Origin of the sequence: Brevundimonas variabilis (assembly GCF_014199945.1) — a bacterium.
GTDB classification, from domain to species: Bacteria; Pseudomonadota; Alphaproteobacteria; order Caulobacterales; family Caulobacteraceae; genus Brevundimonas; species Brevundimonas variabilis.
The window spans coordinates 64,174-79,132 of record NZ_JACHOR010000005.1 but is presented as its reverse complement, the minus strand read 5'-3'; the positions used below and the strand labels follow the sequence as shown (position 1 = coordinate 79,132).

Below are 14,959 nucleotides of genomic sequence, written 5' to 3'. Positions count from 1 at the left end.
TCGGCTAACGCATCGCTCCGCTCTGCGAGCCTCAAGCCCTCTCCCGCCGGGAGAGGGAACAGAGTGGGCCCGCCCTCTCCCGCCGGGAGAGGGACGTTCAATCCCACACATCCAGACCCAGCGCCGCCGCCACCGGCGCGCTCACCCTCGGCGGCGGGCACGGCATGAAGGGGGCCGCCCCGTCCGGCAGGCCGATCTCCTCGCGCCAGGTGTCGCGGTACAGCTGGATGATCGCCAGATCCAGCGTGCCCTCGGACCGCAGCTGACCGTCCCTGTCCCAGAAGGCCCGGACCCACGGCTGGTGCCGTTCCATCGCCCGTGCCCGGTCCTGCGCCGCCACCTCCGGGCCCAGATGCCGGGCCCGGAAGGCATAGAGGAACCCCAGATGCCAGAGCGGCGCCTCCTCCATCGGCCCGCCCTGCATCGCCTTGGCCAGATCCCCGGCCAGGGCCCGCTCGTCCGCGATCCGGCGATCGAATTTCTGCGCCTGCGCCTCGGCCCAGGCCTCCCAGCCCTCGGCCGGCTCGACCGGCCCGAACCGGGTCTCCGGCCGTTTCCAGCCCTCGGCCTCGCGCCGTTTCCACAGGGCCGGCACCCCGACGTCATAGCGTTTCGCCACGACCCGCGCCGTCTCCCCGCCCTCCCAGGCCTTGCGCACCTCGGCCCAGACGGCGTCCGGCGTCACCCTGCGCGCCATCCCCTCGCTCATCCCTGCCCCCCGGTCCCCCCCAGGGGGTTCCGCCTCATCCGGTCCACCCGGTCATCGAGCCGCCGCATCATCCGCCGCTTGTTCCGCCCCTCCGGCATCGCCATCGTCACCTCCAGCAGCCGACAGATCTCCACCAGCGCCTCCGCCCGCCGCACGATCCGCTCCGTCCCCTCGCCCTGCATCCATCCCTCCCTGAAAAGCCCAAGCCTATCCCCCCGCCCGCCCCCGGCGCGCTGAAGGGGGCGAAACGGACGACGGGCGTTGAAGGCACAGGGGAAATCCGCGCATGTGCGGAGAGGTTGGGCGTCCCTTCTCCCCTTGGGGGTCGAGGCTGATCGCATGCGATCAGCCGAGGGGAGGACGACAGGTTAATCGGTGTCCGTGGTAGTGCCCGCGGGACGGATCATCACGGCAATAATAACCTCGTAGATCTTCGTGTTCTTAGCGGCTCTGAGATTGCTCTTAAGAGAATAGTCTTTTCTACACCGCACTACGGTTGGGTCAGCGTACGTATCACGACACCAATGCTCAGCGAATGATTTCGGCAAGCTTTGACCATCTAAGAGAAAAAAAACTGAGCGCGCTGATCGGCAGAGAAACGAGCCACAGAAACGAGTCGGCAAAGCGCCTTCTCCGCTGCAAACGTCGCCTCTAGCGAGTTTAAGCCCGACAGTTGATCTATATGCTTATCAGCACCCCACGCCCGGCCATAGAAATGTTTGGCGATCATTGTAGTGAAGGCCGTCACGGTAAGTTCGCGGTTCAGGGGCCATCTATTTTCGCCGTGATGACCTATATGCAAATGCGACTGGGGATGTACGTACTCTTTATACTGACGAGGCGAATTTTCATACCTTATCGGTGGCGGATATTGTCCCCCTCGTAATTCACTAATTCGGTGGAGATACTCATCCAAGGTCATGGCACCTTCCCGCACATAATCTTGAAGGTCGCCTAATTCTCCAGCAGCGGTCGGAGACAAAAATGGATTTGGTAGATATGCGAACCTATATTCGTCCCGCACATCGCAACTAAACTGAAAATATGAGTAGTCTCGTAGGACGAAGTTATAGTGGGAATTCTCAAGGCCGGTTAGGTAGACCTCTTCGTATCGCTTGTCTGGGTCAAGCGCAGTGTCTCGAAACCGCTCGTTCACGCCCAGTGGCACAAAACTGCTCAAGGCTTCATCAAGCTCGATGCGCTGGAGAAAGGCCCAAGCACTTCGGACGCCACTCCTGACATCCGCTGGGGTCAAATCACGTCCACCTTCAATTGCTCACTAATTTCCTCTTCAGTGAGACCGGCTTCTTTGAGATCTTTCAGATAACGATCTCGAAGCGCCTTGGCTTTGATCTTCTTGTCGCTAAGGCCTCGCTGGATGGTGTCGATCACCAACGGGTCCGGCATTACGAACCGCATATAAGGTGCAGTCATCGCGGCTGTGGTCAGTTCGTCACTGATGTTCGCTGCGTTTGCCCCTACCCCACAAACTCTCAGCCAGCCCTTTGTGCGAGTAAACGCAGTGAACAACTTGTTCCGACCACCTCGGTCCCGAGCGCTCACGGCATCTACTCCGACGCACAAAACCAACGCAGCTTCATTGCCTTTCGCTCTGTATACGGTTGAAAGGGTCACTTTCCCTGGAATGCTAAAAGGCGGCTCATTGTATGGGTCTGCAATAATGTTGTTTGATGAAATGTCATTCTCAGCCAGGTTTTGGGAAATAGCCCTGAAGTATCCTTTTGCGTTTCTATCATCGAGAGAAATAACGAGAACATCTTCTCGATTCAGCCCTCCTGCGATAAATTTTCTTATTTCGGTCGTAACCCAGTTAACTTCGGCGTCAAAGTTAATCGCTGAATGGCTAGCAATTACAGGCACATTATCGATAGGAATCAAATCTAGTGGACTGTTTTCAGTTGGCCTGAATAGTTCGACTACCTTGCCGATCTCGATGGGCTCGTTGTGAACCTCATACCCGACATCCTTCCAGTGCTCGGCTCCTTCGAGCATTTGAACTATATGCCCATAAACTCCAAACCCCATAGCGTGCGCAGAAACCAAAACATTGCGTTGGTTGCGATAAGTTTTACTTAAGACGGTGTCGTTAGATGCCCCAAGTGCCAAGGCTGCCCCCGATCTATCGAGGTCGACTCGAAACTCACCATCAGGATCTTTCCCGAAAAGTTGCTCGGGTCTACGCATCTGAACGTTTAAAATGTTTTGAAGCTCATCATAAGCCCAGACGATTTTCTTTTTGTCTCTCTCACCTTTAGTGAGGTGATAGCAAAGACGGTAAAAGCTGTCAGGGAAATCCTGACCTTCGTCAATTAATACGTGGTCGTAGAATGGCTCAATTTCTACAGATTCTATCAAATCGTTGACGGCCCAACCAAATGCATTCTTCCCTGGCCCAGCAGACTTCTGCGCTTCTGTAAGCGGCATTGGTGATCGATTGTACCGCCGGGAGGTGTCGGCGTAGACGCCGGGACCCGACGAACTTCCCCAGCCGTGACGGATATGAATTTTTTCCCAATCAGGATCCGTCTCCGAGTAGTGCCGATAGAACCGGGTAATAAGCGTCTTGAGCGTGGCTCGAAGGCTGCGAGTGTAAAACGTGACCAAGACCTTCTGATCAGGATTATCCATATGGATTTGGGCAGCCTTCATAGCCAAGATAACGGTCTTGCCAGAGCCCGCCAGACCACGAATCCTTGCAGGGCCACCGACATCTACCAATGCAACGCGCCTCTGATTCTCGTCAAAGTTCGCAATCTCGGCTTCCAGCTGCGCTAAAGCCGCAGCGATGGGAGATGCGTTTGGATCCGAGATAGGACGCTTTTGCGTTCTCGTAAGCGCCTTCGCGCCCTCCAACACGGAACGCGCTTCAGCGAGCCCGTTCCAGTTCGAGGTAGTTTGCCGAGATTCCGCCTAACCAGTCGGCGAAACCCTCAAAGCTCGTGCATACTGTTGCATCTAAGTCGCCGACAGCCACGTCGTTCAGAGCTATTATGACTGGGGTCACCGGAAACGATAACTGGTTCAAAGACTTGCGTAATATGCGGCTTTTGAGAAGGCGACTGACTAGATTACTTGCATAATCAGTTAAGAGCACGTCCAGTTCGGCCAAATCATGCTCTTGCATAAACGGCGCGAAAGAGATGCATATAACTCCATGCATTGGAGACAGTATCACCACATCCGCCCTGTGGGTTACAGTCTCATAGTCAACATAAGAGGGAAAATCGTAGTATGCTACAGCACCCGCAAGAGAAAGGGTCGCGTCGTTATCTCTGAGGTACTCCAGAAATGCGCGCGGTGCAGGCTCTCTCGCAAGCTTGCTATTTGTAACAACTACGTCGATGGCCATTTTTGGTTCAGTCTCCAGAACCGCGAGATCGGTTCCGCTTCGAGGTTTAACGCTCTGGCGTTTCCTTCGCAAACGGTAGGATCCTCAGGAGGATTCTACGAAGAGCGCCGCTGGTCCTGCGAACCTTACCCCCCCTACAGCCGCCCCTTCCTGAACGCCTCCGCCTTCTCCGCGGCCGCGTCCGCGCGCCACTTCTTCGGCGCTGACCGGTCGACCTCCTGGCCCTCGGCCGTCATCAGGTCGTTGGCGAATTCCAGATCCAGCAGCTTCATCTTCTTGATCTCGTCGCGCAGGCGGGCGGCTTCCTCGAACTCGAGGTTGGAGGCGGCCTCGCGCATGCGGCCTTCGAGGTCCTTGAGGGCAGCTTGGAAATTGGTGCCCACGAAGGGCTTGCTGTCTTCCTTGACGGCCGTGGGGATCAGAACGCGGTCCTTCTCATAGGGGCTGTTGAGGATTTCCTTGATGTCGCGCTTGACGCTCTCGGGCGTGATGCCGTGTTCGGTATTGTAGGCCATCTGGCGGTCGCGGCGGCGGTCGGTCTCGGCGATGGCGCGTTCCATCGAGCCGGTGATGCGGTCGGCATAGAGGATGACGCGGCCGTCGACGTTGCGGGCCGCGCGGCCGATGGTCTGGATCAGGGAGGTCTCCGAACGCAGGAAACCCTCCTTGTCCGCATCGAGGATGGCGACCAGGCCGCATTCGGGGATGTCGAGCCCCTCGCGCAGCAGGTTGATGCCGATCAGGACGTCGAAGGTGCCGAGACGCAGGTCGCGGATGATCTCGATCCGCTCCATGGTGTCGACGTCGGAGTGCATGTAGCGGACGCGGACGCCCTGTTCGTGCATGTATTCGGTCAGGTCCTCGGCCATCTTCTTGGTCAGGACGGTGACCAGGCTGCGGTAGCCGGCGCGGGCCACGGCTTTGACCTCGTCGATGACGTCATCGACCTGGTTGCGGGTCTGGCCGCTGACCGGGCGGATCTCGACCGGGGGGTCGATCAGTCCGGTGGGGCGGATGACCTGTTCGACGAAGACGCCGCCGGTCTGTTCCATCTCCCACGGGCCGGGGGTGGCCGAGACATGGACCGTCTGGGGGCGCATGGCCTCCCATTCGTCGAATTTCAGGGGGCGGTTGTCGATGCAGGACGGCAGGCGGAAGCCGTATTCGGCCAGGGTCGACTTGCGGCGGTAGTCGCCCCGGAACATGCCGTTGATCTGGCCGACGGTGACATGGCTCTCGTCCACGAACAGCAGGGCATTGTCGGGGATGTATTCGAAGAAGGTGGGCGGGGGCTCGCCGGGCGCGCGGCCGGTCAGCCAGCGGGAATAGTTCTCGATCCCGGCGCAGGAGCCGGTGGCCTCCATCATCTCCAGATCGAAGCGGACGCGCTGTTCGAGGCGCTGGGCCTCCAGCAGCTTGCCGTTCTCGATCATCCAGTCGAGTGTCTCCTTCAGCTCGGCCTTGATGCCCCCCAGGGCCTGGTTCAGCGTCGGACGCGGGGTGACATAGTGGGAGGCGGCATAGACGGTGACCTCCTCCAGCTCGGCGGTCTTCTTGCCGGTCAGGGGGTCGAACTCCTGGATCGACTCGATCTCGTCGCCGAACAGGCTGACGCGCCAGGCCCGGTCCTCCTGGTGGACGGGGAAGATCTCGACCGTGTCGCCGCGCTTCCGGAACATGCCGCGCTCGAAGGCGACGTCGTTGCGCTTGTACTGCAGGGCGATGAGGTCGGCCCGCAGCTTGGCCTCGTCGATCTGCGCCCCGACCTTCAGGTCGAACGTCATGGCCGTATAGGTCTCGACCGAGCCGATACCATAGATGCAGGAGACGGAAGCCACAACAATGACATCGTCTCTTTCCAGTATAGATCGTGTAGCCGAGTGCCGCATACGATCTATTTGTTCATTTATACTGGAATCTTTTTCAATATAGGTGTCGGTTCTTGGAACATAAGCTTCCGGCTGGTAGTAGTCGTAGTAGCTGACGAAATACTCGACCGCATTGTCCGGGAAGAAGGACTTGAACTCGGAATAGAGCTGGGCGGCGAGGGTCTTGTTGGGGGCCAGGATCAGGGCCGGGCGCTGGGTCTGTTCGATGACCTTGGCCATGGTGAAGGTCTTGCCCGAGCCGGTGACGCCCAGCAGGACCTGGTCGCGCTCCGTCCCGGCGAGGTTGGCGACGAGCTCCTTGATGGCGGCGGGCTGATCCCCGGCGGGGGTATAGGCGGTCTCGAGCCGGAAGCGGTTCTTCTGGCGCCCCTTGGCCGAGGGGGTCGGGCGGTCGGGACGGTGGGGGGCCCAGTCGTCCGGCTTGCCCGGGGCCTCCTCCGGCGTCAGGCGCGGACCGGTGACCGGGGCGAACATCGGAAGGTTCTGCATCGCCTTGGGCAGGGGTCCGGACAGGGCGTCGCCGTCGCGCAGGAAGGCGGCCGGAGCCTCGGCCACGCCCCGGTTCGGGACGTGGACCGGCTTGGTGATGCGGGGGGCCGACCCCTTGGGCGTCGAGGAACGGTTCATGAACGAAATCTAGTGTCGACGGCGGCTTGCCGCCAGCCCAAACGCGCGGTGGGCTATTTCGTCGCCTCGAACAATTTGTAGCCGCCGCCGTCGGTGACGGGGGTGACGCGCTTGAAGGCCGTGGCCAGCTCGGCCTCATAGGGCAGGTGGCGGTTGGCGACGAGCCAGAGGGTGCCGCCCTTCTTCAGCAGGCCCGCGGCCTTGCGGACGAAGGCCTGGCCCAGGCGACGATCCTCGGCCCCGCCGTCGTGGAAGGGCGGGTTCATGACGACGAACTCCAGGGTGCCGGCGTCGTCGAGGGTGCGGGCATCGGCCCATTCGAAGGTGACGCGGGGGTCGTCAACATTGCGGCGGGCGGCCTCGATGGCACGGCGGTCCAGATCGACGAGTCGCAGGCTGGTGACGGCGGGCGAGCGCAGCACGACGGTGGCCAGCGCCCCGTAGCCGCAGCCCAGATCAGCGCCGGGGCCCTTGAGCGCAGGCAGGTGGGCGGCCAGCAGGGCCGAGCCGGCGTCGATCCGGTCCCAGGCGAAGACGCCGGGCTGGGACCAGGCGTCGAGGCCCTCGACCTGTTGCGGGGCACCGGCGGCGATGGCGGCGTCGAGGCCGGTGACGACCTCGGGGCGGATGACGATGCAGCGGCGATGGTGGGCCTTGGCCGTCTCGCCAATCTCGAGGCCGAAGGCCTTGAGCTCCTTGTTCAGGCGCGAGCCGCCCTTGTCCTTGGGCGCCATGACGTCGAGCCTGCCACCGACCTTCAGCGCGCGCAGGGCGAGGGCCAGGGTGTAGCGCCGCTCCAGCACGCCGGGCGGGGCATAGATCATGGCGTCGTCGAGCGAGCCGGGGGCCAGATCCTCCAGCGCGGCCGAGCCGGGGATCAGGGGCGAGGTCTGGGTCGCAGCCCCCGGGGGGTCGAACACGAGCGGGGGGCGGCCATACAGGATCGATGTCATGGCCGCTCCCCTAGAGCACCGGGCGCGCAGGGAGAAGCGCGGTATGTCCCCACCGTCCGTTCATCCCGGCGAAAGCCGGGACCCAGTTCTGTTGGCGATCGGTGGCACCCGCGCCCTTGGGCCGTGATCCCGGCCACTGATGCCCCCTGAAAGGACTGGGTCCCGGCTTTCGCCGGGATGAGCGGAATTGAGGGGGAGCCCTCAGTCCATCAGTTGCTGGCTGAGATAGACATAGTGGCGCGCCCAGCGGCGGGCGTTGGCGACGGGGTCGGCGTCGTTGGAGTGACCCCCTGCCGTGTCCTCGAAATAGAGATAGTCGTGGCCCATCTGGCCCAGGCGCGCGGCGAATTTTCGGGAATGGCCGGGGTGGACGCGGTCGTCGCGGGTGTTGGTGGTGATATAGATGCGCGGATAGTCCGTGTCCGGACGAAGCTGCTGATAGGCTGAATAGCGGGCAATCCAGGCGGCTTCCTCGGGGATGCGCGGATCGCCGTATTCGCCGATCCAGGAGGCTCCGGCCGGCATCTCGTGATAGCGCAGCATGTCGATCAGCGGGCTCTCGATCACGGCCGCATTGAACAGTTCCGGATGCTGGGTCACCGAGACACTGGTCAGCACACCGCCATTCGAGCGGCCATAGATGCCCAGCTGTTTCGGGCTGGTGATGCCTCGCGCCTGGACGTCGCGGGCGACGGCAGCAAAGTCGTCGAAGGCCAGCTGCCGATTGCCGTCCAGCGCGGCCTGGTGCCAGGCCGGCCCGAACTCGCCGCCACCGCGGATATTGGCCTGGATGAAGACCCCGCCATTCTCGAGCCAGAGCTTGCCCATCTCGGGCTTGTAGGCGGGCGGGAAGCTGACCTGGAACCCGCCATAGCCGAACAGGATGGCCGGGGCAGGGCCACTCATCTCGCGCGGGCGGGTGACGAAATAGGGGATCTTCGTCCCGTCCGAGGAGGTGGCCTCGAACTGTTCGGTGACATGGGTCGAGGCGTCGAATTTGGCCGAGGCAGACTTCAGCGCTGCAATCGATCCGGTCGCGGCGTCGATCAGGCTGAGCGTTGGCGGGGTCAGAAAGCCCTGGCGTGAGACAAAAACCTCGCCCCGCGCCTTAGAACTGTCGCCCAGACCGACCGCGCTGTTGGCAGGCACTGCGACCTCGGTCACGCGCCAGACCGGGTGACGCACACCCTCCTCGCTCGAGGTGAAGACCTTCAGCGTGCCGACAACATTATCGGACACCACGGCAATGATCCGGTCCGACATCACGGCCGTGTCCTGAAGGGACTGGCGCGATCCGGGACTGAAGATGACCATGGGATCGTTGTTCGACACAACAGGGTCGGCCTGTCGAAGCATCTCGAGCGTCGCCATGACCAACGACCCTTCGGGAAGAGTTGTGGTCGTCAGGGTCCAGGGCTCGTCAAGCGTGAAGACCAGCTGCGACCCCATCGTTCCCTGAACACCAACGCGAGAAGGCAGGTTCAGCTTTGTCGCCCGACCTTCGACCCACTGCCATGTCTCAGAGCGGAAGGTGTCAATGGGCCGGCTGAACAGAACGGCTTCGACTGCGCCCTCCTTGTCGCGATACACCGAGGCGCTGACGCCGTAGCCGCCGTCGGCCTGTTCGCCGCGATAGACCTCGGTCGCATCCGGAAGGCCCTGACCACGCTGAAGGGATTTGATGATGTAAGGATAACCTGACTCGGTCAGGGTCCCGGGGCCGAAGTCCGTGGCCACCAGAAGCGTGTCGCGATCCAGCCAGCTGAGCCGGTGCTTGCCCTCCGGCAGGACGAAGCCGTCGGCCACCCACTGTTTCGTCGTGGTGTCGAACTCGCGCACCACAACCGCATCCTTGCCGCCGTCGGACAGGCTGATCAGGCAACGGGTCTCGTCGGGGGCGAGGCAGGCGGCACCCTTGAAGACCCAGTCCCGGCCTTCGGATTTCGCCAGGGCGTCGATGTCCAGCAACGTCTCCCAGACCGGGGCATCGGTCCGGTAGCTGTCCAGGGTGGTGCGGCGCCAGACACCTTTGGGATTGGTCGCGTCCTGCCAGAAATTGCCGATGCCGTCGCCGAGGAAGCTGGGGCTGGGGATGCGGTCCGTGGCCGAGAGGATGTCGAAGGCCTGCTGGCGGAAGGTCTCGTAGCGGCGATCTCCGGTCAGGCTGGCGAGCGCCCTTTCGTTGGAGGCAGCGACGAAGGCCATGGCCTCGGCCCCGTCGACCTGTTCCAGTGCCAGATGATCATCGGCGGCCCGCACTCCGGCGGGGCTGAGGTCGGCGGGGAAATGCGGCGGGGGCGTCTGGGCGAAGGCGGGGGCGCTGAACACGGCCAGGGCCGCGCCGAACATCAGGGACTTCATCATGGTTCAAACTCCGCTCATCCCGGCAAAAGCCGGGACCCAGTCCTGTGGGCGATCGGTGACGCCTGTTTTTGCGAGCGTTGATCCCAGCCACCGATGCCTTGCGAAAGGACTGGGTCCCGGCTTTTGCCGGGATGAGCGGTGCTGAGAGATCAGTCCATCAGGCGGCGGGTCAGATAGGTGTATTCCAGCGCCAGGCGGCGGGCGGTTTCGCGCAGATTGGCCCCGGCGGCGTGACCCCCGTCGGTGTTTTCATAGAACAGGACCGGATAGCCCAGTTCCTCCATCCGGGCCGCAGCCTTGCGGGCATGGCCGGGGTGGACGCGGTCGTCCTTGGTCGAGGTGTGGATGAAGACCTCTGGGTAGGGCTGGCCGGCGCGCAGGTTCTGGTAGGGGGAATAGCGCTGGATCCAGGCGCGCTCCTCGGCGATGTCGGGATTGCCGTATTCGGCGATCCACGAGGCGCCCGCGAGCAGCTTGTGAAAGCGCAGCATGTCGAACAGGGGCACCTGGATCACGGCGGCATTGATCAGGTCCGGACGCTGGGTCAGCATCGCCCCCATGAACAGTCCACCCTGGGAGCCGCCCATGATGCCGAGATGGGGCTGGGAGGTGATGCCGCGCGTGATCAGGTCCTGGGCAACCGCCTGATAGTCCTCATGGGCGCGCTGGCGGTTTTCCTGGAGGGCCGCCTGGTGCCAGCGGGGGCCGAACTCGCCGCCGCCGCGCGTATTGGCCACGACATAGACGCCGCCCCGCTCGAGCCAGAGCTTGCCGACGGTGGGCGAATAGCCGGGCAGCATCGAGACCTGGAAACCGCCATAGCCATAGAGCAGCGTCGGGTTCGAGCCATCCATGGCCATGGCGTCCCTGTGGACGACGAAATAGGGGATCTTCGTGCCGTCGGCCGAGGTGGCCTCGTACTGGTCCACGCTCATGCCGGTGGCGTCGAATTTGGCGGGCAGGGATTTCAGCACATCGGCCGAGGTGGTCGTGGCGTCCGCCAGATAGAGGCTGGACGGCGTCAGATAGCCGGCGACGGAGACGAACACCCGGTCGTCGGTCTGGCTGGTCGAGCCGACGCTGACCGTCGCGTTCTGCGGAAGATCCATCCGCTCGCGGGTCCACTCACCCGCACCCGGGGTATAGACATAGGCCGAGCCGCGGACGTTCTCGTTGATGACCATCACGAGCTTGTTGCGGGTGGCGCGAATGCCTTCGATCGCCTCGCGCTCGCCAGGCCGGATCACCAGCTGTGCCGTCGTGGCGGGGTTCGCCAGCCAAGCCTCGAGCGGCCAGGCCATGACGTCTCCGGCCCGGAATTCCTGGCCCGAAGGGGCCGTCCAGTCCTGATCGGTCGTCACGACCAGCTGGCCCGCGACCAGGGCATTGATGCTGGACTTGGCGGGCAGTTCCAGTTTCGTGGTGGTGCCGTCCGCGTTCAGACGGTGGGTCTCGGTCTCGTAGAAGCTGACGCCGCGATTGATGAAGATGGCCTGGATCGCTCCGTCGGCGTCGCGCAGGACATTGGCCGACACGGAGACATCGGTGGGCTGGCCGGTGAACAGGGTCTCGGCCTGATCCATCGTCTGGCCGCGCTTCAGCCGCTTGACGATCATCGGATAGCCCGAAGAGGTCAGACTGCCCTCGCCGAAGTCCCGCGCGATCAGGACGGTATCGGCATCGATCCAGGTCGCGTCGCCCTTGGACTCCGGCAGGTTGAAGCCGTTCTCGACGAAGGTCTTCGTCGTCGTGTCGAACTCGCGCACGACCACCGCATCCTTGCCTCCGTCGGACAGCGAGACCAGGCAGAGGCGCTCGTCCGGTTCGAGGCAGTCGGCCCCGCGCCAGACCCAGTTCTGGCCCTCGGCCGTGGCCAAGGCGTCGACGTCGATGATGGTCTCCCAGGTCGGCGCGTCCGAGCGGTAGCTGTCCAGCGACGTCTTGCGCCACAGGCCGCGCACCTGGGTCGCGTCCTGCCAGAAATTATCGACCGTGCCGTCGCGGTTGAAGCCGGGCGTCGGGATGCGGTCGCGCGCCTCGACGATCGCGAGGGCCGCATCATGCAGGGGCTGGTAGCGGGGGTCGCCCTGGAGCGTACCGAGGGAGCGGCTATTGTGTTCTGCGACCCAGGCCATGGCGCGTTCGCCCTCGACCTCTTCCAGCCAGATGTAGGGGTCGGTCGCATCGGAGGTGGCGAACCCGCCGCCGGGCGCTTCGGACATCGACGGTGCGGGGACGGGGCTTTGAGCCATGGCGGAAGTTCCCAGCGCTGTGGAAGCGAGCAGGACAGCGAGCGCGGCGTGGCGGATCATGTTGCAGTTCCTGAATGATTTTCGGGCTGCACCTTAACGATGACCCGGACCCCCGCAAGTCTTCCTTGATTGTTGGCCGCGGTCAGAAGGCTGCGCCTTCTCGACCCGACGCGGCCTGCCGGGTTGCCGCGATCAGGAGGCTTCGCCTCGACCCGACAGCATTTTTTTGGCCGCGCTCAGAAGGCTCCGCCGGCTCGACCCGACGCGGCTTGTTGTTGGGCCGCGCTCAGAAGGCTCCGCCGTCTCGACCCGACGCGGCCTGTCAGCTCCGGCCGTCGTCGGGGATGCAGAGCAGATTGCCGCAGGCCTTGCAGTGGACGGCATCGGGGTCGTGGACCTGCAGCCCGCAGCGGTCGCAGGGGTAGCGGACCTTGTGCGGACGCAGCAGGGTCTGGCCCAGCCGCACGAACAGGGTGACACCCGTCAGCATGATGACGATGGAGATGATCCGGCCCCAGGTCCCCGGCAGCAGGACATCGCCATAGCCGGTCGTGGTCAGGCTGGTGACCGTGAAATACAGGGCGTCGACATAGCCGCTGATGCTCTCGGTACCGACGAAGCTGGTGTAGACGAAGCCGGTCGCCACGAAGATGAAGGTCACCAGCGCGGTCAGCGCCTTGACCTGATCCTCGACGCGGGTGTCATCGTAGCGCCGGCCGACGGTCCGCCAGAAGAAATCGGAATTGACCAGGGTCCAGAGCCGGATCACCCGCAGGAAGCCGAGGTTGAACAGCCAGGCTGGAAACAGCAGGGTCGCAAGGATGAACAGGTCGACCCAGACGATCGGCTTCCTCAGCCAGTCCTTCAGGTCGGAATGGCAATAGGCCCGGGCGGCGAGATCCAGCGCCAGCAAGGCCGCGATGATGTAGTCGACGACATAGAAGACCAGTCCGCCCTCCTTCAACAGGGGCGCGGCGATGAAGAAGGCCACGATCAGCAGGTCGATGACGAGAACGCTGTACCGGAACCGCACCGCCGTCTGCGACGCGCCGTGGTAAAGGAAGCGCAGCCGGGCCCGGAGGCGCAGGCCGTCCGGCTTCGGCGTATCGGAATCGGAGCGGTCGCGCGGCGTCATCGGGCCAACCTATGCACCGGCGCTGACGAATGCCACGGTTTCTCCTATATGTCGGTCATGGCCACCCTCTCCTTCGTCAAGATGAACGGCGCCGGCAATGATTTCGTCGTCGTGCACGCGCGCGACCAGGCCTTTTCGCCCGGCGAGGAACAGGCCCGGGCGATTGCCGATCGCAGCACCGGCGAGGGCTGCGACCAGCTGATTGCCATCGAGCCGTCGGACACCGCCGACGGCTTCATGCGCGTGTGGAATGCCGACGGCTCGCGCGTCGAGACCTGTGGCAATGCGCTGCGGTGCGTCGGCTGGCTGCTGATGCAGGCGAGCGGCAAGGACAGTGTGGTGATCGACACCGTCGCCGGGCCCACCGTCGCCCGCCGCGATGGCGACCGGATCGAGGTCGACATGGGTCCGCCCCGGCTGGCCTGGGATCAGGTCCCGATCGCCGAGGAGATGGATACACGAAACATCGAGCTGCAGATCGGGCCGATCGACGATCCGGTGCTGCATACGCCGGGCGCTGTCTCGATGGGCAATCCGCATGTGGTCTTCTTCATGGACCATACCCCGAACGACGGCTTTGTCCGGGGCTCGGGGTCGCTGATCGAGCATCACCCCCTGTTTCCCGAGGGTGTCAATGTCGGCTACGCCCATGTGATGGCGCGCGACCATATCCGGCTGCGGGTGTGGGAACGCGGCGCCGGCCTGACGAAGGCCTGTGGCACCGGAGCCTGTGCGGCCCTGGTGGCCAGCGTGCGCCGGGGGCTGTGCGACCGGGCTGCGACGGTGACGGTCGACGGCGGGGAACTGACGATCCGCTGGGACGAGGCCACCGACCATGTGTTCATGACCGGGCCAGTCGCGGTCGAACGCACCGGGACCCTGACCCTCTAGACCGCCAGCGCCATCCGCGAAGGACAGAGGTCCGAGATGACGCAGCCCGCGCAGTTCGGCTTGCGGGCCGTGCAGGTGTAGCGGCCATGCAGGATAAGCCAGTGATGCGCCTTGGGCAGCCAGTCGGCAGGGACCACGGCATGCAGCTGGTCCTCGACCTTGTCCGTGGTGGCGGCATTGGCCAGACCCAGTCGGTGCGACACCCGGAACACATGGGTATCCACCGCGATCGCCGGCTCGATGCCCAGTTCGTTCAGCACCACACTGGCGGTCTTGCGCCCGACGCCGGGCAGGGCCTGGAGGTCGGTGCGGTTCAGGGGCACGACCCCACCGTGCTGCTCCAGCACGATCCGGCTGAGGGCGATGACGTTCTTCGCCTTGCCCCGGTACAGGCCGATCGAGGCGATATAGGGAATGAGCCCCGCCTCGCCGAGCGCCAGCATGGCCTCGGGGGTGTCGGCGACCTTGAAGAGTTTATCGGTGGCCTTGTTGACACTGACGTCGGTCGCCTGGGCCGACAGGGCGACGGCGACGACCAGGGTGTAGGGGTTCTGGAAGGTCAGCTCGGTCTTCGGCTCCGGCATGATGGCCGCCAGCCGCTGGAAGATCTCCTCGACCCGATCCTCGTCCGGCGGCCATCCCAGGCGGGGAATGGGCGCACCGGTCATGACGCCGGCGCGCCGGGCTGGGGCAGCGGCCGCTTTGAGCCTGGTTTTTGGCTTGGCCTTGGTTTTGGCCTTGGGCTTCGGTTCGGACTTTGCTTTCCGTA

The 14,959-nt window shown here is 63.5% G+C and carries 11 protein-coding genes; 1 reads left to right on the top strand and 10 read right to left on the bottom strand.

Translation table 11 applies throughout. The features are described from left to right. Positions 1-97: 97 nt before the first annotated feature. The 9 genes from GGR13_RS13965 to GGR13_RS13925 form a co-directional block, all read right to left on the bottom strand. Complete coding sequence (locus GGR13_RS13965; protein WP_183214207.1) at positions 98-697, bottom strand: hypothetical protein; 600 nt, start codon at positions 695-697, stop codon at positions 98-100. Positions 698-1,268: 571 nt separating this feature from the next. After that, positions 1,269-1,889, bottom strand: coding sequence for a DUF2290 domain-containing protein (locus GGR13_RS13960; protein WP_183214206.1), 621 nt, complete (start codon positions 1,887-1,889; stop codon positions 1,269-1,271). A gap of 71 nt (positions 1,890-1,960) precedes the next feature. Next, on the bottom strand, positions 1,961-3,586 hold the full coding sequence (locus tag GGR13_RS13955) for an ATP-binding domain-containing protein (RefSeq protein WP_183214205.1): 1,626 nt from the start codon (positions 3,584-3,586) through the stop codon (positions 1,961-1,963). Positions 3,587-3,596: 10 nt separating this feature from the next. Beyond that, positions 3,597-4,079, bottom strand: coding sequence for a hypothetical protein (locus GGR13_RS13950; protein ID WP_183214204.1), 483 nt, complete (start codon positions 4,077-4,079; stop codon positions 3,597-3,599). A gap of 134 nt (positions 4,080-4,213) precedes the next feature. After that, positions 4,214-6,442, bottom strand: a complete 2,229-nt coding sequence (gene uvrB / locus GGR13_RS13945) for an excinuclease ABC subunit UvrB (protein WP_425486103.1) — start codon at positions 6,440-6,442, stop codon at positions 4,214-4,216. Between the two features lie 206 nt (positions 6,443-6,648). Continuing rightward, positions 6,649-7,548, bottom strand: a complete 900-nt coding sequence (locus GGR13_RS13940; RefSeq protein WP_183214202.1) for a class I SAM-dependent methyltransferase — start codon at positions 7,546-7,548, stop codon at positions 6,649-6,651. A 201-nt stretch (positions 7,549-7,749) separates the two neighbouring features. After that, positions 7,750-9,912 (bottom strand): prolyl oligopeptidase family serine peptidase, encoded by a 2,163-nt coding sequence (locus GGR13_RS13935; protein ID WP_183214201.1) that lies wholly within the window; start codon positions 9,910-9,912, stop codon positions 7,750-7,752. Positions 9,913-10,061: 149 nt separating this feature from the next. Continuing rightward, on the bottom strand, positions 10,062-12,224 hold the full coding sequence (locus GGR13_RS13930) for a prolyl oligopeptidase family serine peptidase (RefSeq protein WP_183214200.1): 2,163 nt from the start codon (positions 12,222-12,224) through the stop codon (positions 10,062-10,064). Positions 12,225-12,486: 262 nt separating this feature from the next. Further along, on the bottom strand, positions 12,487-13,299 hold the full coding sequence (locus GGR13_RS13925; RefSeq protein WP_183214199.1) for a potassium channel family protein: 813 nt from the start codon (positions 13,297-13,299) through the stop codon (positions 12,487-12,489). A gap of 57 nt (positions 13,300-13,356) precedes the next feature. On the opposite strand from GGR13_RS13925, the gene dapF reads away from it, so the two are divergent. Continuing rightward, positions 13,357-14,190 carry a diaminopimelate epimerase gene (gene dapF / locus GGR13_RS13920; RefSeq protein WP_425486102.1) on the top strand — a complete coding sequence of 278 codons (834 nt, stop codon included), beginning with the start codon at positions 13,357-13,359 and terminating at the stop codon, positions 14,188-14,190. Here dapF and nth read toward each other — a convergent pair. Further along, a complete protein-coding gene (nth, locus tag GGR13_RS13915) occupies positions 14,187-14,858 on the bottom strand; it encodes an endonuclease III (protein WP_183214197.1) in 672 nt (223 codons plus the stop codon). The genes dapF and nth overlap by 4 nt on opposite strands. Positions 14,859-14,959 lie beyond the last annotated feature (101 nt).